At 39.4% G+C, this 19784-nt stretch carries 11 protein-coding genes; all 11 read left to right on the top strand.

What is annotated here, in order from left to right:
• Window positions 1–235: 235 nt before the first annotated feature.
• Entirely contained in the window at window positions 236–3202 is a 2967-nt protein-coding gene (locus tag AC59HC_RS00055; RefSeq protein WP_202841801.1) for a SusC/RagA family TonB-linked outer membrane protein, read from the top strand.
• A gap of 17 nt (window positions 3203–3219) precedes the next feature.
• Window positions 3220–4845 carry a SusD/RagB family nutrient-binding outer membrane lipoprotein gene (locus AC59HC_RS00050; RefSeq protein ID WP_277693771.1) on the top strand — a complete coding sequence of 542 codons (1626 nt, stop codon included), beginning with the start codon at window positions 3220–3222 and terminating at the stop codon, window positions 4843–4845.
• A gap of 171 nt (window positions 4846–5016) precedes the next feature.
• Window positions 5017–6318 (top strand): MFS transporter, encoded by a 1302-nt coding sequence (locus AC59HC_RS00045; protein ID WP_496557771.1) that lies wholly within the window; start codon window positions 5017–5019, stop codon window positions 6316–6318.
• Window positions 6319–6349: 31 nt separating this feature from the next.
• Window positions 6350–7321, top strand: a complete 972-nt coding sequence (locus tag AC59HC_RS00040; RefSeq protein ID WP_047376309.1) for a glycoside hydrolase family 130 protein — start codon at window positions 6350–6352, stop codon at window positions 7319–7321.
• 128 nt (window positions 7322–7449) lie between these two features.
• Entirely contained in the window at window positions 7450–9681 is a 2232-nt protein-coding gene (locus tag AC59HC_RS00035; RefSeq protein WP_343643625.1) for a GH92 family glycosyl hydrolase, read from the top strand.
• Between the two features lie 31 nt (window positions 9682–9712).
• Window positions 9713–11140 carry a glycoside hydrolase family 125 protein gene (locus tag AC59HC_RS00030; protein ID WP_496557770.1) on the top strand — a complete coding sequence of 476 codons (1428 nt, stop codon included), beginning with the start codon at window positions 9713–9715 and terminating at the stop codon, window positions 11138–11140.
• A 109-nt stretch (window positions 11141–11249) separates the two neighbouring features.
• Complete coding sequence (locus AC59HC_RS00025) at window positions 11250–13400, top strand: endo-beta-N-acetylglucosaminidase H (RefSeq protein ID WP_496557769.1); 2151 nt, start codon at window positions 11250–11252, stop codon at window positions 13398–13400.
• Between the two features lie 58 nt (window positions 13401–13458).
• On the top strand, window positions 13459–15867 hold the full coding sequence (locus tag AC59HC_RS00020) for an endo-beta-N-acetylglucosaminidase H (RefSeq protein WP_496557768.1): 2409 nt from the start codon (window positions 13459–13461) through the stop codon (window positions 15865–15867).
• A 131-nt stretch (window positions 15868–15998) separates the two neighbouring features.
• A complete protein-coding gene (locus AC59HC_RS00015) occupies window positions 15999–16859 on the top strand; it encodes an ROK family protein (RefSeq protein ID WP_496557767.1) in 861 nt (286 codons plus the stop codon).
• 21 nt (window positions 16860–16880) lie between these two features.
• Complete coding sequence (locus AC59HC_RS00010; protein ID WP_496557766.1) at window positions 16881–19163, top strand: GH92 family glycosyl hydrolase; 2283 nt, start codon at window positions 16881–16883, stop codon at window positions 19161–19163.
• Between the two features lie 24 nt (window positions 19164–19187).
• Entirely contained in the window at window positions 19188–19685 is a 498-nt protein-coding gene (locus tag AC59HC_RS00005; protein WP_137904426.1) for a cupin domain-containing protein, read from the top strand.
• Window positions 19686–19784 lie beyond the last annotated feature (99 nt).

The raw sequence follows: 19784 nt of genomic DNA, 5'->3' as shown, positions 1-19784 counted from the left end.
TTTAATGTCTTTTAAAATTAATTGCTGAAAAAATAATATCGTTTTATGATAAAATAGTATTATATCAGACTGGTTACAAAATTTAGATTTGTGAATGTGAATTAAATCTTAACAAAACTTTAAATAATTTAATACATAAACGGCAAAATTTTGCTGAAAGAACAATAATTTTTTTTGTATTAAAAAATAAAGTAATGTCATTGATTCTCAATTAAATCTAACGAATCTATACCTTATGAGAAAAGCAGTTATACCCGTTCTGTTTGTTTTTTCACTCACTGCGAATGCACAGGAGAAAAAAACAGCCGATACTACGAAGACAACCAGTATTGAGGAGGTCGTGGTCACCTCTTTGGGGATAAAAAGGCAGGCCCGCTCTTTGACGTATTCCAGTCAGCAGATTGGCGGGGATGAGCTTACAGAAGTGAAAACTCCCAATCTATTAAATTCGATCAACGGAAAAGTTTCCAATGTGCAGATCAACAGAACCAATGGTGTAGGTAGCTCCGTAAGGGTGGTCATGAGAGGAGATAAGTCTGTCAACAGTGCACAGCCACTGTATGTGATTGATGGTATTCCCATTATCAACGGAACAGGAAAATCAGCAGATATCGGACAGTATTCCAATATGCCGGATCCGGGGGATGTATTGAGCTCCATCAATCCTGATGATATTGAAAGCATCAACTTCCTGAAAGGAGCTTCTGCTTCTGCATTGTACGGTTCTGCCGGAGGTAATGGGGCTATCCTGATTACAACTAAAAAAGGACGTGCAGGGAAAAGTTCAATTACTTACAGCTCCAGCCTTACAGTGGACAGGGCTTATAGTCTTCCAAAACTACAGCACAGTTATCTGTCTTATGACCCTTCTGTATCGGGATCACAGCCGGGACAGTCAGTAGAAAGCTGGGGCGCAAAAGGATCTTCTAAAGATTATCTTAAAGACTTCCTTCAGACAGGAACAACTTGGGTAAATAGCCTTTCTTTCCAGTCAGGAAATGAGAGATCAACAAGTTATTTCTCAATCGGAAATACCACCAACAAAGGAGTGGTTCCCATGTCTTATTTTGATCAGTATAACGTTTCTTTCAGAAATTCAAGTAAGTTTCTGGATGATAAGTTAACATTAGATGCCAACTTCATCGGTTCATTACAGGAAAGTAAGAACAGACAGACTCCCGGAGCATCTTTTTCTCCTTTGACGAGTTTGTACTGGTTGCCAAGAGGAGTAGATTTTGATCAGTATGGTCCAGATAATTACACTTATTTAAATAAAGAAAGATTTTTACCTGCTCAAAACTGGTGGGAGGTTAATCCGGATGGAAGTTTTAAAGGAAACCCACCAACACAGAACCCTTATTGGATTTTAAACCGTAATCCGGTTACTGTAAGCAATAAAAATACCTATGGAGCGCTTTCATTATCTTACCAGATCAATCCTTGGTTAACGGCAAGAGTGAGAGGAAATTATAGCTGGAATATTTCAGACAGTCAGCGTGATATTGCTGCTTTTTCAGCACCTACTTTACTGGCTGTTAAGGAAGGAATTAATGGAAGAATTCTTAAGAATACCTATGAAAACTCTTCAACATATGGGGACGTGTTGCTTATCGGTAGTCCTAAAATTAGTGAGTCTTTCTCTTTAGATTTTACGTTAGGAGGAAGTATCAATACAACAAGAAATAAAATAGGACAAATTGATAACGCATATCTGACAAACCCTAACCTTTTCACTGTGAGTAATCTTGAATGGGGTAAAAAAAGATCCCCTGGTGATGGATATCATAATATCTATACCAATATGAAGAAGCAGGTACAATCTGTATTTGCAAGTGCTACAGTAGGGTATAAAAATATGTTTTATGTGGACATGACTTTTAGAAATGACTGGGATTCCAGTCTGGCCTTAACAGGGAGAACGGGATTTGACTATGAATCTGTAGGAGCTAATGCTGTGTTATCTTCTGTTTTCAAACTTCCGGAAGTCATTAGTTTCTGGAAAGTAAGAGGATCTTATGCAACGGTAGGATTAGGGTTGCCTACCAATATTTCCAATGCTATGATTGAATATAATAAAGGATATACTGTTGGTGTAGATGCGGGAACACTTGTGTTTCCAAAGAGTTCATTCATTACTGATCCTAAGTATAAAGACCTGTTTCCGAAACCTGAATTTAATAAAACTTTTGAAGTTGGAACAGAGCTAAGGATGTTTAGTAATAAATTAAGTTTTGATATTACTTACTACAACTCCAATACGAGTAATCAATTGTTAGAAACAAAAATAGATTCTTATTTCGGAGGAATAGCTCCTGGATCATATTATATCAACGCAGGAAAAATCCGAAATACAGGTTTTGAATCTTCATTGTCATATAAGATCTTCAGTTCAGAAAAATTTGGATGGACAACTACATTAAATGCATCGGCTAACAAAAATACTATTGTTGAATTGTTTCCACCAAGTTTACCTATATCAGAAAACCAACTTTTCTCATTAACAGGAGGAGGGGAATACACCAAACTGAAATTGGGAGGATCTTTTGGTGATCTTTACGGAATCAAGTTTAAAAGAGACGATCAGGGACGTATTTTAGTGAATGAAAAAGGAATCCCATTAGCAGAAGGTACTCCTTCTTATCTTGGCAATCCGAATCCTAAGTTTATTATGGGATTCAATAACTCCTTTAATATTGGTAAGCTGGGAATCTCTTTCCTTATTGATGGTAAATTTGGAGGGAAGGTACTTTCCCTTACAGAAAAAGCAAACGATATCTATGGAGTTAGTCAGTCTACAGCTGATGCAAGAGATGCTGGAGGTGTATCTATTCCAAATGCAGTATATGCACCGGGAACACCAAATGCGGGACAGGCTTACACGGGTTTAACCAATGCAAAAGATTACTATAAAGCAGTAGGAACAACAGAAGGGTTTGGAAAAGGTATTGATGAAGCCTATCTGTACAGTGCTACAACAATACGTTTACGCCAGGCTTCCATTTCATATACTTTCGATATTCAATCTAAATATATGAGAAACGCAACCGTAAGCTTAGTAGGAACCAACTTATTTTTCTTCTACAAAAAAGCACCATTTGATCCTGAGCAGGTATCAGGAAATACACCTGGTGGAGTAGGGGTAGATTCATTCGGATTACCGGTTACCCGATCTATTGGATTATCATTAAAAGCTAACTTCTAACTTTTACAATTAAGAAAATGAAAATCAATCATATTAAAATATTGGCATTCGGAGCTGTACTGTTATTTTCTGCTTCAGGATGTACAAATGACTTTGAACAGTATAATCAGGAAAAAGCAGGAGGTCCTGAAAATTTTTACGCTGATTTCATCGCTGTTGTTGATCCCATGAAATCCATGCAGAGAGGATTACAGTCAGATTATCAGCTGTACCCTAACCTTAGTGCAGATATGTACAGTGGAATGTTCAGTACAGCAACACCATTTAATGGAGGGGTAAATAATCTTACTTATTCGATGATGGACGGATGGAATAACAGAATTATTGCCAGACAACAGGATATTTTCAATTACTCTCTTATTATTGATAATACGGCTAAGGAAATCTATAAAGGAGTAGATTTTACAGGAACATTTGCTGTAAAAAAGATTTTGAAAGTCATTACAGCCGCAAGAGTTTCAGACAGTCATGGCCCTGTAGTTTACAGCAAATATGAAAAACCCAATCCGAATGGAGTAACTGATTTTGATTCTCAACAGGAAGCCTACAACTATTTTATTGCTGATCTTACTGCAGCTATTAACGATTTGCAGAAAGTAATTGCCATGTCAGCAACACAGAATGTAGAAGATAAATCGGCATTGAAAAAAGCAGATTTAGTATATGGCGGAAATATGGCTCAATGGGCAAAATTTGCCAATTCATTAAAGCTGAGGTTAGCCATGAGAATGAGCTATGCTGATCCTGCAAAATCTAAACAATATGCAGAAGAAGCACTAGCTTCACCTGCAGGATTGATTACTGACAATGCAGATAATGCGTTGATCAGTGTAGGACAGTCAGAATTGAGTTTTATTATTTACTCATGGGGAGATTGTCTGATCGGAGCCCCTTTGATGGCATATATGAACGGATACAATGACCCAAGACTTCCGGCATATGCTATTCCTGCATCTGATCCAAGCTTACAGGGAAAATATATAGGAATCCGCCAGGGAATAGATTTATTAAATGGTAAATCAACGTACGGAGGGTTCTCACAGCCACAGGCAAAATCTGCCAGCGGAGATTATTTTTCCGGTACCGATGGTAAAATGAAATTATTCACCGCTGCAGAAACATGGTTCCTTAGAGCTGAAGCTGCTTTGAGAGGATATGCAGGAGCAGGAGATATTCAAACCAACTATACAACCGGAGTTCAGCAGTCTTTCGGAGAATGGGGGAAAAGTGCTAATGTTGCTGCTTATCTTGCCGATAATACTTCTACTGAAGCACCTTATATTGATCCGAAAAATGCAGACAATAACGTACTTGTTGGAAACCCTCAGTTAAGTACCATTACGATTGCGTGGAATAACGGTGATACCAACGAAAGAAAATTAGAAAGAATTATTACCCAAAAATGGCTATCCCTTTATCCGAATGGACCTGAAGCATGGGCTGAGCAGAGAAGAACAGGTTATCCGGTTCTTTTCAAGGTAAGAAAGAATGACAGCGGCGGAGCCATCAGTACAGAAGCAATGATAAGGAGAATTCCTTTTACTATTGATACCAAAACATCATTATATAATTACCAGCAAGCTGCTCAAATGCTGAACGGTCCTGATACCGGAGGAACAAAGCTTTGGTGGGATAAGAAATAAAAAATATTCAGAATCACTCATCAGTAAAGAGACATCTCAAGATCAGATTTATTTGATACATTCATTGAGGCGGGAGAATAGAGTAGAATCTCCAAAAAATTTATAGTTTCGTTTTTTTAGCCTGAATGTATTTTTGAGATGTTCTCTTTTATTTAGAATCTTATTTTAAATATGGGAAAAAACAACTCCGGAACCTGTCGGATTCAGCCGATTCTTTGGATTTCAACATTATATTTTGCAATGGGAGTGCCCTTTGTAACCATTAATGCGGTTTCAGGAATCATGTATAAAGATATGGGGGTTTCGGACTCGCAGATTACTTTCTGGACTGCCCTTATCATGTTCTCCTGGACATTAAAACCTCTTTGGAGCCCGTTTCTGGAGATCTATAAAACCAAAAAATTCTTCGTTGTTTTTACTCAGTTTGCGATAGGAATTCTGTTTGCATTAGTGGCCTTAAGCCTGCCAATGCATGATTTTTTCAAATACAGTATTGCCCTTTTTGCGATAGTTGCATTTTGTGGGGCTACCCATGATGTGGTAGCGGACGGAACGTATATTGGGTTTTTGACCAATAAAGAGCAGGCAAAGTATATTGGATGGCAGGGTGCTTTTTACAACCTGGCGAAGATTATCAGCAGTGGAGCACTCGTTTATTTTGCCGGGGTTTTAGAAAAGACAAAAGGAGTTACCAATGCCTGGATGATCATTATGGTGATCTATGCATTGTTGTTTTTTGTATTGGGAGTTTATCACTATTTCATTCTGCCGAAAGAAAACAAGGAAGAAAATAAAGAAGAGAAAACGGCTGGAAACGTTCGTCAGGAACTATTGGAAGTGATTACTTCTTTCTTCACCAAAAAGAAAATTCTGTGGTGTATCCTCTTCATTATACTATATCGTTTTGCAGAAGGATTTGCCATCAAAATTGCGCCTTTATTTTTTAAAGCTCCAAGAACGTCGGGAGGATTAGGATTATCTACTTCCGATATCGGGCTTATTTATGGGACATATGGTTCTGCAGCATTCATCCTGGGGTCCGTATTGGCAGGGTATTTTATCTCAGCCCGCGGATTGAAAAGATCTTTGATATGGCTATGCTGTGCATTCAATATTCCATTTGTGGTCTATGCATTACTGGCTTATTATCAGCCGGCAGATCTTTTACCGGTAGGAATTGCGGTGGTCGTGGAATATTTCGGTTACGGATTTGGTTTTGTGGGGCTTATGCTCTACATGATGCAGCAGATTGCACCCGGAAAACACAAAACGGCACATTACGCATTTGCAACAGGGATTATGAATCTTGGCGTAATGATTCCCGGAATGTTCAGTGGAATGATCAGTGACTGGATCGGATACAAAATGTTCTTTATCTGGGTACTGATTGCTACCATTCCTGCATTTTTGGCCACTGTATTCGTTCCTTTCCCTTACCCTGAAAATCAGAAAGAACAACAAATCAATTCATAATAATAAAAAAATAAAAAGTAAAAAATACTTTATGACAGCTCAATCAGTAATGATCCCCTGGCAGGATCGCCCGGAAGGTTGTAATGATATCATGTGGAGGTTTTCCGAAAACCCGATCATTAACAGATACGCGATACCAACATCCAACAGTATATTCAATAGTGCCGTAATTCCCTTTGAGGACGGATTTGCCGGAGTGTTCCGTTGCGACAACAAGGCAGTACAGATGAATATTTTTGCCGGTTTCAGTAAAGACGGAATCAATTGGGATATCAATCATGACCCTATTGAAATGCAGGCAGGAAATACGGATATGATTGAATCCGATTACAAATACGATCCACGTGTAACTTTTATTGAAGACCGCTACTGGATCACCTGGTGCAACGGATACAATGGTCCTACCATCGGAATTGGGTATACTTTTGATTTTAAAGAATTTTTTCAGTGTGAAAATGCCTTTCTTCCATTCAACAGAAATGGTGTTTTGTTTCCTGAGAAAATCAATGGTAAATATGCCATGCTGAGCCGTCCGAGTGATAACGGACATACGCCTTTCGGAGATATTTATATCAGCTATAGCCCTGATATGAAATACTGGGGTGAACACCGTTGCGTGATGAAAGTAACGCCTTTCGAAGACAGTGCATGGCAGTGTACCAAAATCGGAGGAGGGCCGGTTCCTATCAAAACAGAAGAAGGATGGCTGCTTTTCTATCATGGTGTGATCAATACCTGCAGAGGATTCAGATATTCAATGGGAGCGGCTTTGCTTGATCTTGAAGATCCTACAAAAGTGTTGTACAGAACGAAGCCTTATTTATTGGCTCCGGCTGAATTGTATGAACTGACAGGAGATGTACCCAATGTGGTTTTCCCTTGTGCAGCATTGACTGAAGGAGACAAAGTAACAGTATATTACGGTGCTGCTGATACCGTAGTTGCGATTGCCTTTGGATATATCTCAGAAATCATTGATTTTATGAAAAAGAATTCAATTTAATACAGTAATATAAAGTTTAGGAAAATAGGTTAATCATCTTAATTTTTCCGTTTGCTGGGAATTTTATAATGGTTTTCCTATTTTTAAACCAACTTTTAAATAAAAAAATCTCCGATACCTCTCTTATCATGAAAAAAGAACTGTTAATCTGCTTTTTTACCACCCTGATTTCTGTAGCCAGTGCCCAGCAAAATAAAAACGATGTTTTATCCTGGGTAGATCCTTTCATAGGCACAGGAGGACATGGGCATACTTTTCCTGGAGCAACCACGCCATTCGGGATGATACAGCTGAGTCCGGATCAGAATACGAAAAGCGGCGACTGGGATTGGTGTTCCGGATACCATTACAGCAGCAAAACGATCATGGGATTCAGTCATAACCATTTGAGCGGAACGGGATGGGCAGACCTTGGAGATATTCTGGTAATGCCTACAGTAGGACAGGTTAAAATGGTTCCAGGATCTGAAGACAAGCCGGAAACGGGTTACCGTTCAAAATTTACCCATGATAAAGAAATTGCATCTCCGGGATATTACTCTGTAATGCTGGACAGCTATGGAATTAAAGCAGAGCTTACTGCTTCTCCAAGAGTAGGATTTCATAAATATACTTTTCCGAAGAGTAGTGAAGCTAATATCATTATTGATCCTACCAACAAAATCTTCGGAAATATCTACCATACTTTGGTGAGTGTGGAAGGTAATAATAAAATCAAAGGATACTGTTACAGCAACGGCTGGGGAGGTAAACGGTTTGCTTACTTCGTGATGGAGTTTTCCAAACCGTTTAAGTCTTACGGTGTTTATGCTGACGGAAAAATCAAAAATGATGAAAAAATTGCCCTTGCCAAAGATGCTAAAGCTTTTGTGAGATTTTCCACAGAAGACCAGGAAAGCATTGAAGTAAAAGTATCTTTATCTCCGGTGAGTACAGAAAATGCACAGGAAAATTTTGATACAGAAGCAACAAATGTTGACTTTGCCAAAGCAAAAGAAACCGCTCAAAAGACCTGGAGAGATCTGATCGGAAGATTCCAGGTGACAGGAGGTACAGAGAGCCAGAGAAAAATTTTCTACACGGGAGTTTACCATACCTTCATTGCACCAAATTTATACATGGACGTGAATGGAGATTATGTGGCCGCTCAGGAAAACATGAATACCAAATGGTTCACCAACTACAGTACGTATTCTTACTGGGATGGATTCAGAGCAACACATCCATTATTGACTATTATGGATCAAAAACATACAAAAGAATTTGCCAATTCCCTGATCAGCAGATATACAGATCGTAAAGATCATATGCCGATCTGGGAGCTTTGTGGATATGATAACTTCTGTATGCTGGGCTATCACAGTGCTTCGGTAATCTGGGATGCCATTTCAAAAGGAGTTCCGGGTATTGATGCAGAAAAAGCATTTGCCGCGATGAAAGATGCTTCTTTAACAGATAAAATGAGCAGCAGCGATGGTGGTGGCGGTCTTAATGATTATATCAAATTAGGCTATACTCCATCAGAAAACGGAGCTTCAGTTTCTGCAACATTAGAATATTCATATGACGACTGGTGTATTCAGCAGCTTGCAGAAAAATTAGGTAAAAAAGAAGAATCGGAAGTATATAAAAAACGTTCTATGAACTTCCTGAATACCTTCAATAAAGAAAATAATCACTTCTGGCCAAGACAAAAAGACGGCAAATTCTTAGCAGATTTTACCCTTAACGATTGGAAAAAACTTCAGCCACACTGGGTTTCCGGAAATATCTGGGCCTATGACTTCTTTGTTCCACACCAGATTGATGAAATGATGAATCTGTATGGCGGGAAAAAAGGATTTGAAGAAAAACTGGATAAAACCTTTACAGAAGCACTTCATATGGAAGGTGAACAGCACGTAGATATTTCAGGATTCATCGGATCTTTAGGATTTGGGGATGAGCCAGGTCATCATGTTCCATACCTGTACAACTATGCAGGAAGTCCTTATAAGACTCAGAAAATGGTAAAATATATCCGTGACAATATGTACGCAGCAAAACCTGATGGAATCGTTAACAATGAAGACTGTGGTCAAATGTCAGCATGGTATATTTTCTCATCATTAGGATTCTATCCTGTAACACCTGGGAAACCTGTTTATGCCATCGGAGCACCACAATTCCCGAAAGCTTCTTTAAAACTGGAGAATGGAAAAACGTTCACCGTAATTGCAGACAAAATATCCGACAAGAATATCTATGTACAGAAAATGTTCCTGAACGGAAAAGAATATAAAAGCTGGGAACTGAATCACAGCGATATTATGAACGGTGGCGAATTGAGATTCGTAATGGGAAGCAAACCAGTAAAATAAGACTCATAAAAATAAACGAAACAAAGTATCAATGGAAAGGAGAAATTTTATTAAAACAAGTGCACTGGCAGGAGCCGGATTGCTGTTTACTCAAAATGTTTTTGCTAAAAATTTAGTGCTGGACAATTTTCCTGTTGTCCGTGTTCCTAAAGATAAAAGACATTTTACCAGCGAATCTGTAGAAAGTGCTATTGCCGCGTTTAAAAAGAAAGTGAAAAACAAAGAGCTGAGCTGGCTTTTTGAAAACTGCTTCCCGAATACATTGGATACTACTGTTTATTATACGGAAACCAACGGAACGCCGGATACCTATGTGATCACCGGGGATATTGATGCCATGTGGCTTCGTGACAGTTCCGCACAGGTTTTCCCTTATCTGCAGTTCTCGAAGAAAGATGAAAAACTGCACAAGCTGATCTCAGGAGTCATCCATAAACAGACTACTTTCATCCTGAAAGATCCTTATGCAAACGCTTTCTATAACGATGACCAGAAGATCAGTAAATGGAAAGAATATGACCATACCGATATGAAGCCGGGAACCCATGAAAGAAAATGGGAAATCGACTCGCTTTGCTATCCTATCCGTCTGGCCTACCACTTCTGGAAAACAACCGGAGATACAAAACCTTTCGATGCCAACTGGCTGAAAGGAATCAAACTTACCCTGCAGACTTTCACAGAACAGCAGAGAAAAAATGATCTGGGTCCTTACAAATTCGAGCGTACAACGGCTTGGGCAACAGATGGAGTTCCTATGGGAGGATATGGTTATCCAACAAAACCTGTGGGATTGATCAGCTCTATGTTCCGTCCAAGTGATGATGCTACCATCTACGGATTCCTGATCCCTTCCAACTTATTTGCGGTGGTAAGCTTACGTCAGGCTGCGGAAATGGTTGCTCAGATTAAAAATGAAAAAACGTTGGCTCAACAATTGAACAGCCTTGCTGATGAGGTAGAAGCAGCCATCAAAAAATACGGAATTTACAATCATCCTGAATTTGGAAAAATATATGCTTTTGAAGTAAATGGCTTTGGAAGCTACAACCTGATGGATGATGCGAACTGTCCAAGCTTGCTGGGACTGCCTTATCTGGATGCGGTGAAAGCTGATGACCCTGTGTATTTGAATACAAGAAAATTTGTGTGGTCAGAAAACAACCCGTTCTTCTTCAAAGGTAAGCTGGCAGAAGGAATAGGAGGTCCGCATATCGGATTGGATATGATCTGGCCAATGAGTATCATAATGAAGGCACTCACTACCAAAGACAAAAGTGAGATCAGATGGTGCATAGATACCTTACAGAAAACGCATGGAGGAACAGGCTTTATGCATGAATCCTTCCATAAAGACGACTCCAAAAAGTTCACCAGAGAATGGTTTGCATGGGCCAATACCTTATTTGGAGAATTGTTATGGAAAACCTTTAACGAAAACCCAGAGCTACTGACATAGCACACCCTTTTATATGGTTTTTTCATCTGAGATTCCTTCCCGAAAAAGAAGGAATAAGGGGATTGCTATATAAAATTCAGACACCAAAACACCTTAAAAAAATTATACAATGAAAAAAAAATCCATCTTTACCGCACTGATTGCCATGATGCTTCAGTCTGGTTCTCTGATCAACGCACAGCAGCTTAGCCCTAAAGGGATATGCTATGTGGAAGTGAATAACAACAACCTCCTGAATGCAGGAGCGTACAAACTGCAGACATCGAACAGTTACCTGTTTAATGTGGTGAATATCTTTGCGGCCAATATTAATTATGATACCAGCCGTGGAAGAGCCTATCTGTATTCGAATAATAACGTAACCAAGGTTCTTACCAATGCAGATACCTACATAAAGCCTCTTCAGCAGAAAGGAATGAAAGTCGTACTCACTATTTTAGGAAACCATCAGGGAGCGGGAATCTGTAATTTTCCTACCCGTGAAGCAGCAAAAGACTTTGCTCTGCAGCTTGCCAATACAGTGAATACCTACGGTCTTGATGGAATTGATTTTGATGATGAATATTCTGAATACGGAAATAACGGAACAGGGCAGCCTAATGACAGCTCTTTTGTAATGCTGGTTCAGGAACTCAGAGCTTTATTACCCAATAAGATTATTTCATTCTATTATTATGGTCCTGCCGCTTCAAGACTTTCCTGGAACGGAGCCAGAGTAGGAGATAATGTCAATTACAGCTGGAACGCGATGTACGGAACATTCTCTGCTCCGAATGTACCACCTCTTACCAAAGCACAAATCTCTCCTGCTGCCGTATGGATGGGAAATACTTCCAATTCTACCACCACCAGCCTGGCTACCCAAACTAAAAATGGAGGTTACGGCGTATTCATGTGGTATGATTTACATGGAACGAATGAAACGGCACAGCTTTCAGCAGGAACCCAAACTTTATATGGCGAACAGACTGTTTTAAGCAGCCCTTTACAATCATGGACACAGGGAACCAATTGTGACGCCCCTATCGGGTTGTACACAAGCAATCTTACAGGCACAAGCGCAAAACTGAACTGGTCTGCTGTAGGAACCAATACCTATGATGTCGATTATAAACCAGCTTCTTCAACAACCTGGACAAATGCAGTTTCAGCGACAAGCTCCACTTCTGTAACCATTTCCGGTTTAACAGCCAACACCGAATATGACTGGAGAATCAGAACCAACTGCAGCGTGAAAAGTGCCTATATGTTTGCGCCAAGATTTACAAGTACTTCAGGAACAACGCCTACAGGTTCTTATGCTCTGTCTTTGGATGGAAGTACTGAATCAGGAGCGGCCGGAAGTATGAATCTAAGCGGCTCAGCATTGTCTTTTGAAGGGTGGATCAAACCGTCATCGTTCAAATCTGCGTCGCCATATATTTCTTCTATCATGGGAACAGAAGTAAGCGACGGCAATTCTGCATTCTTACGATTAGGAGATGCCAGTCTGGCGAATAATAAACTTCAGTTTGTGGTAAGTATTAATAATGTACAGCAAAAACTGGCTTCTGCAACAGCTTTGAATGCCAATACCTGGTATCATGTGGCAGCTACTTATGACGGTGCCAATATGAAAATTTACATCAACGGTGTTCTGGATGCCACTAAAGCACAAACAGGAAGTGTGAATTCAACTGGTGCATTCAACGTAGGATATTTATATAATACTTCCAGAAATTTCAATGGTAAAATAGATGAAGTAAGAGTTTGGAAGCGCGCATTAAGCCAGACAGAAATCAGTCAGAATATGTGTAATGTGTCCGTTCCGGCAACTTCACTGGCTGCGTATTGGAAGTTTAACGAAGGAAGTGGTTCTACAGTTCAGGATACTTCCGGAAATGGAGTGACTCTAACCTTGACAGGTGTTGATGCTTCCAATTGGGGAACAGATCTGCCATGTACAACAGGAAGCTCAGCATTAGCAAGAACTGCGGGGCAAAAGGCGATCAATACGGGAGAGACTAACATTAAAAATCAAATCAAATTATATCCTAATCCGGCAAGCAAATCTTCATTACTGACAGTTTCTGTTCCGGATGAATACAGCAAAGGGAAATTGACGGTTTATGATTTTAACGGAAGAATTGTAGATACTAAATCACTGAACTCAGGAGATAATCAATATGAATTGAGCAGAGTTCCGGCAGGAAACTACATTGTTCAGTTTGAATCTCATGATGGAAGCCTGAAACAATCCGAAAAGCTAATTGTAAAATAACAAACCCAGTCATTGGGCTTCGGCCCAATGATTTTTTCTACTACAAAATTGATATACTATGAGAAAAAAATCCTTTTTTATTCCCTTAATGGCCCTGATGCTTCAGTCAGCTCCGGCACTCAAAGCACAGCAGCTTGATCCTTTGGGAGTCTGCTATGTGGAAGTGAACAACAATAATATGCTGAATGCAGGTTCCTATACTTTACAGAATACCAACAGACAGCTTTTTGATGTTGCTATTATTTTTGCAGCCAATATCAACTACGATGTTTCCAAAAACAGAGCTTACATCTCCAACAATAACAACGTTACCAAAGTTCTGAATGATGTTAATACCTACGTAAAACCTTTACAGCAAAAAGGAATAAAAGTACTTCTGGATCTTTTAGGAAATCACCAGGGAGCCGGAATTTCCAATTTCCCTAATCGTGAGGCGGCAAAAGATTTCGCTTTACAGGTAGCTCACACTGTTTATACCTACGGACTGGATGGAGTAGACCTTGATGATGAATACGCAGGATACGGAAATAACGGAACAGGACAGCCTAATAACAGCTCTTTTGTCATGCTTTTGCAGGAACTGAAAGCCGCAATGCCGGATAAACTGATTACATTCTACTACTATGGTCCGGCCACAACCAGACAAACGTATAATGGAGATTTAGCCGGAAATTATATCAATTACACCTGGAATGCCATGTACAGTACGTACAATGCGCCTGTTGTTCCACCTCTTGATAAATCCAAAATTTCTGCCGCGGCAACCTGGATACAGAACTCGAATCCAAGCTCAACATCTGCAACAACATTGGCAAACTTAGCGACCAGCACAAAAAATGATCAATATGGTGTTTTTATGTGGTACGATCTGCCGGGAACCAATGTAGCCAGCTATCTGAGCACAGGATCTAATATTCTTTACAATGAAAATACGCTTTTAAGCGGTCAGTTATATTCATGGTCGCAGGGACAAACCTGTGATCCGCCATTGGGACTTGATGTTTCCAATGTGACAGGAACTTCAGCTCAACTGAACTGGACTTCCAATGCTTCCCAGTCTTACAATATTGATTATAAACCAGCTAATTCAACAGTATGGACAAGCGTTGCCAATAATTATTCAGGAAATAATATTGTCATCAGCAACCTTACCCTGAATACCAATTACGATTGGAGAATACAGTCCAACTGCTCACCGACATTAACAAGTACTTATATTTTTGCACCAAGGTTTAACTCCGGAAGTGGCTGCACTACGCCATCAGGATTGACTTCCGGAAGTTTCCTTGGTAATACGGCTCAGTTATCATGGGATGCCGGAAATGCAACTTCATATACATTACAGTATAAAACTGCTGCTGCCACAACCTGGACTGAAATTCCAAATATTACAACCAATTCCTATTCATTACAAAACCTGACACCTAATACAAGTTATGTATGGAAAGTACAGGCTTCATGTGCCGGAGGAACTACAAGTACTTATTCGGGAGAAGGATCATTCAACAGTGGTTTTGCTCCGGTTACAAGTCCGGGTGCAAGATCTCTTGCTTTCAACGGAAGCACTCACTACCTTAATGCAGGACAATTTAACCTGAGCGGAAATGCCGTAACATTTGAAGGTTGGGTAAAAGTAAATGCTTTCAAAACAGGCTTTCCGTATATTTCATCGGTAATGGGGATAGAAGTAGGAGATAGCAACTCGGCAATGCTTCGTTTCGGAGATGGAAACCTGGCGAATAATAAGCTGCAGTTTATATTAAGTTTTGGTTCGTCACAGGTGAAATTGAATACGAATACGGCATTTAACACCAATACATGGTATCATATAGCAGCCACTTATGATGGCGCAGCCATGAAAATTTATGTCAACGGTAATCTTGATGCAACATTTGCGGTGACGGGTAATTTTACCGCAAACGGAATTCTTTATCTGGGAAGAAACTATGATAATTCCCGTACACTCAACGGCTTCCTTGATGAATTCAGAGTTTGGAAAAAGGCGTTAACACCACAGGAAATTTTAAGTAACAGCTGTAATGTTCTTGCCAATTCTACAGGTCTTGAAGCCAACTGGAAAATGGATGAAGGAAGCGGAATGGGAGCTTTAGATGCTACGGCCAACACTCATTTTGCTACCTTGGTCAATATGACAGATGCGAACTGGAAAACAGATGTTGCCTGTGCTTCTAATCTTGCAGTGAAAGATGTTGAATCTATGAAGGAGAACAGCGCAGTTTATCCGAACCCTGTGAAACGAGGAAATGATATTCATTTTGTTATCACGGACAGCTCAGCCAATGAAGTGGCATTGTATGATGCCTCAGGAAAATTATTCAAAAAACAGAATATTAATCAAAATAATAACGCAGTGAATACGCAGGATTTAATCAGTGGTACTTATATTTACAAAATTACATCCGCAAACAGTAAAGTAATATCAACCGGTAAAATTATTGTGAAGTAAGATTCTGATAATAAAATAGTAACCGGGACTAATGAAATAGAGTCTGAAATACAAAGCAGGCAGGCAGAGGTGTACTTCTGTTTGTCTGTTTTTGCAGTCACAGGAAGACTTGAATTTAAAATAAAGAAATAATGCAGAATATAGTAGGAATCGATATTGGAGGGTCGCACATCACGCTGGCTCAGGTAGATCCGGAAAAACGTGAAATCATTTCATCCACCTATGTAAGAGAACATGTAGATGCTTTCGAAAACAAAGAAGTTATTTTCAACGCTTGGGTTTCAGCCATTAATAAGGTGGCTCATGATCTGGTAAAAGAAGATCTTTTAATCGGTATTGCAATGCCCGGACCTTTCGATTATGAGAAAGGGATATCACTCATGCAGCAGGGAAAATTTATTGATATCTATCAGGTGAATATCAAAGAAGAGCTGGTAAAAAGACTAGGCATTTCTGAGAAGCAAATTCACTTTGTAAATGACGCTGCAGCCTTTATGGAAGGAGAAGTATTTGGTGGATGTGCCCAGGGATTCAACAGGATTTTTGGAGTGACTCTTGGAACAGGATTGGGAACTACTTTCTTCAATGGTGAATTGGCTACCGATGAAGACTTATGGGATTCTCCCTTCAGAGATTCTATCAGTGAAGACTATCTGGCAACGCGCTGGTTCGTGAATCACTACAAAGAACTGACCGGTGAAGAAATTTCAGGAACAAAAGACCTTCTGGATAAACCTGCGGAAATACAGAAAAGAATGTTTGATGAATATGCAGATTCTTTCTCTGAATTTATCGTGAAATATGTGGATCATTACAAACCGGAAGTTTTAGTTATAGGGGGAAATATTGCCAAAGCTTATCCTCATTTTGAGCAAAGATTTATTCAGAATTTAACAAAGAATAATATTAACTTGCAGGTTAAAATTTCGGCCATATTTGAAGATGCGGCCATTCTTGGAGCTGCCAGCTATGCATTAAAAAAGCGTATATAAATTAACAAACGAAAAGATACAATGAAGTTTATATTTTCCACTTGCTTACTGTTATTACAGGCCTGGGCTTTAGGTCAGAATGTATCTCCCGTAGACTATGTGAATCCTTTGATGGGAACCCAATCCAAACCTTCATTATCCAATGGAAATACCTATCCGGCAGTCGGACTTCCCTGGGGAATGAATATCTGGACACCCCAGACCGGTAAAATGGGGGATGGATGGGCATATACCTATGATGCAGATAAAATAAAAGGATTTAAACAAACTCACCAGCCATCTCCATGGATGAACGATTATGGCGCATTTGCCATCATGCCTGGAGTTGGAAAAGTGAAGTTTAAAGAAGATGAAAGGGCAAGCTGGTTCAGCCATAAAGCTGAGGTGACCACACCTTACTTCTATAGTGTTTATCTTGCTGACATCAATGTCACAACAGAATTTACACCTACTGAAAGAGCTTCTTATTTTAAATTTGATTTTCCAAAGACAGACAGCGCTTACGTAGTGGTTGATGCTTTGAACAAAGGATCTTATATCAAAATTTTACCAAAAGAAAGAAAAATCCTCGGATATACCACAAGATATTCTACCGGGAAATACGAAAACTTTAAAAACTACTTTGTTATTCAGTTTGATAAAGATTTTGAACTCACAAAAACCTGGAAAGATGATAAACTGGTGAATGATCAGTTAGAAATTACCAGTGATCACACCGGAGCTGTGGTAGGATTTAAGCTTAAAAATAAAGAAACGGTGTATGCAAAGGTAGCCTCTTCATTTATCAGCTTTGAACAGGCAGAACTGAATCTTAAAAGAGAAATCGGAAACAGAAATTTTGAACAGGTAAAAACCGATGCTAAAAATATCTGGAATAAGACATTAGGAAAAATAGAAGTAAAAGGAGGAACAGATCAGCAGATGAGAACCTTTTATTCCTCTTTATACAGGACTTTATTCTTCCCGCAAAAGTTATATGAAATTGATGCTCAGAATAAAATAAAACACTGGAGCCCTTACAACGGTAAAATTGTTGACGGAAGAATGTTTGCAGGAACCGGTTTTTGGGATACTTTCCGTGCTTTATATCCTTTCCTGAATCTTGTGTACCCAAGTATCAATGTAGAAATGCAGGAAGGATTGGCCAATGCTTACAAAGAAGGAGGTTTCTTACCGGAGTGGAGCAGCCCTGGATATTCTGATATTATGATTGGAAATAATTCTGCATCCGTAGTAGCAGATGCCTATATCAAAGGACTTCGCGGATATGACACAGAAGCGCTGTGGCAGGCTGTAAAGCACGGAGCAAACAATGAAGGTCCTATAGAAGCTGTGGGCCGCGCGGGAGTAAAGTATTATAATGAATTGGGCTATGTTCCTTACGATGTAAAGATCAATGAAAATGCAGCAAGAACATTAGAATACGCTTATGATGATTTTTCAATCTATCAGTTAGGAAAAGCATTAGGAAGACCTGCTTCAGAAATTGATATTTATAAGAAAAGAGCTTATAATTACAAAAATGTATTTGATAAGGAAACAGGTTTAATGCGTGGTAAAAATAAAGATGGTAACTTCCAGAAACCTTTCAATCCTTTCAAATGGGGAGATGCTTTTACGGAAGGAAACAGCTGGCATTATACATGGTCGGTTTTCCAGGACATTGATGGTTTGGCAGAACTGATGGGTGGGAAAAAGAAATTTGAAGCCAAATTAGATGAAGTATTTTCATTGCCTCCGGTTTTTGATGACAGTTATTATGGAGGCGTGATCCACGAGATCAGAGAAATGCAGATCATGAATATGGGTCAGTATGCCCACGGAAATCAGCCTATTCAGCACATGATTTATCTGTACAACTATGCAGGTGCACCTTACAAAACTCAATATTGGACGAGACAGGTGATGAATAAATTGTATCATGCCACTCCGGACGGATATTGCGGTGATGAAGATAACGGACAAACGTCTGCATGGTATATTTTCTCAGCCCTTGGATTTTATCCGGTAACACCGGCGACAGATCAATACGTATTGGGAGCGCCATTATTTAAAGAAGCTACCATTCACCTTGAAAATGGTAAGAAAATTGAAATAAAAGCTCCTGAAAACAATGCGGAAAATTTATATGTAAAATCTTTGAATGTAAACCAACAGCTTTATTCCAAAAACTGGCTAAGCCACAAGGAATTGATGAAAGGTGCTGTGTTAGACTTTAAAATGGATAGCAAACCTAATAAAGAAAGAGGTACACAGGAAAAAGATTTCCCATATTCAATGTCAAAAGAAGAGTCAAATAAATAAATTTTAAATTAAAAATATAGCTGTATGAGTACAGAGAAAAAAGAAATATTCGATAGAGTAGAAAGCATGCTGCAAGGACAAGGTTTTAACATCGCAGCAAAAGACGATACAAGACCATGGGGAGGATTTTTTGTGATTGATGAAACACAGGCACAAGATTTTGCCAACCAATATTTCGATGGGATTGATGTAGACAGCCTGAGAATAGGAGGAAAGTTAAGCCCTAAAATTCTTATCGTGGCTCCGGAAGCAAGATTAAGCTGGCAGTATCACCACAGAAGAGCCGAAATCTGGCAGGTAGTGGAAGGAACGGTAGGTATCAAAAGAAGCAATACCGATGAAGAGGGAGAATTGAAAGAATATGGCCCGAAAGATCAGGTGAAGCTTCAGCAGGGAGAAAGACACAGATTAATTGGTCTTGCAGGCTGGGGAATCGTAGCTGAAATCTGGCAGCATACCGATGCCTCCAATCCTTCAGATGAAGATGATATCGTAAGAGTACAGGACGACTTTGGAAGATAAATAAAAAATCCGCTTCAAAAATTAGACTGCACCCAAAAGTTTAGACAAAATTAAACAATATTATTATATGAAAGAGTTCGGTACTCTACCGGACTCTTT

Source organism: Chryseobacterium sp. DZ-32 (genome assembly GCF_059587025.1).
Note: the sequence above shows the minus strand (reverse complement) of the source record. Positions and strands in the feature narration are given on the sequence as shown.

What these genes read in the sequence shown, in the direction of transcription:
- AC59HC_RS00035 (WP_343643625.1), top strand. Translation starts at nt 7,450, where the DNA reads ATGAAAAAAGAACTGTTAATCTGCTTTTTTACCACCCTGATTTCTGTA.
- AC59HC_RS00030 (WP_496557770.1), top strand. Translation starts at nt 9,713, where the DNA reads ATGGAAAGGAGAAATTTTATTAAAACAAGTGCACTGGCAGGAGCCGGA.
- AC59HC_RS00025 (WP_496557769.1), top strand. Translation starts at nt 11,250, where the DNA reads ATGAAAAAAAAATCCATCTTTACCGCACTGATTGCCATGATGCTTCAG.
- AC59HC_RS00040 (WP_047376309.1), top strand. Translation starts at nt 6,350, where the DNA reads ATGACAGCTCAATCAGTAATGATCCCCTGGCAGGATCGCCCGGAAGGT.
- AC59HC_RS00020 (WP_496557768.1), top strand. Translation starts at nt 13,459, where the DNA reads ATGAGAAAAAAATCCTTTTTTATTCCCTTAATGGCCCTGATGCTTCAG.
- AC59HC_RS00005 (WP_137904426.1), top strand. Translation starts at nt 19,188, where the DNA reads ATGAGTACAGAGAAAAAAGAAATATTCGATAGAGTAGAAAGCATGCTG.
- AC59HC_RS00045 (WP_496557771.1), top strand. Translation starts at nt 5,017, where the DNA reads ATGGGAAAAAACAACTCCGGAACCTGTCGGATTCAGCCGATTCTTTGG.
- AC59HC_RS00010 (WP_496557766.1), top strand. Translation starts at nt 16,881, where the DNA reads ATGAAGTTTATATTTTCCACTTGCTTACTGTTATTACAGGCCTGGGCT.
- AC59HC_RS00050 (WP_277693771.1), top strand. Translation starts at nt 3,220, where the DNA reads ATGAAAATCAATCATATTAAAATATTGGCATTCGGAGCTGTACTGTTA.
- AC59HC_RS00055 (WP_202841801.1), top strand. Translation starts at nt 236, where the DNA reads ATGAGAAAAGCAGTTATACCCGTTCTGTTTGTTTTTTCACTCACTGCG.
- AC59HC_RS00015 (WP_496557767.1), top strand. Translation starts at nt 15,999, where the DNA reads ATGCAGAATATAGTAGGAATCGATATTGGAGGGTCGCACATCACGCTG.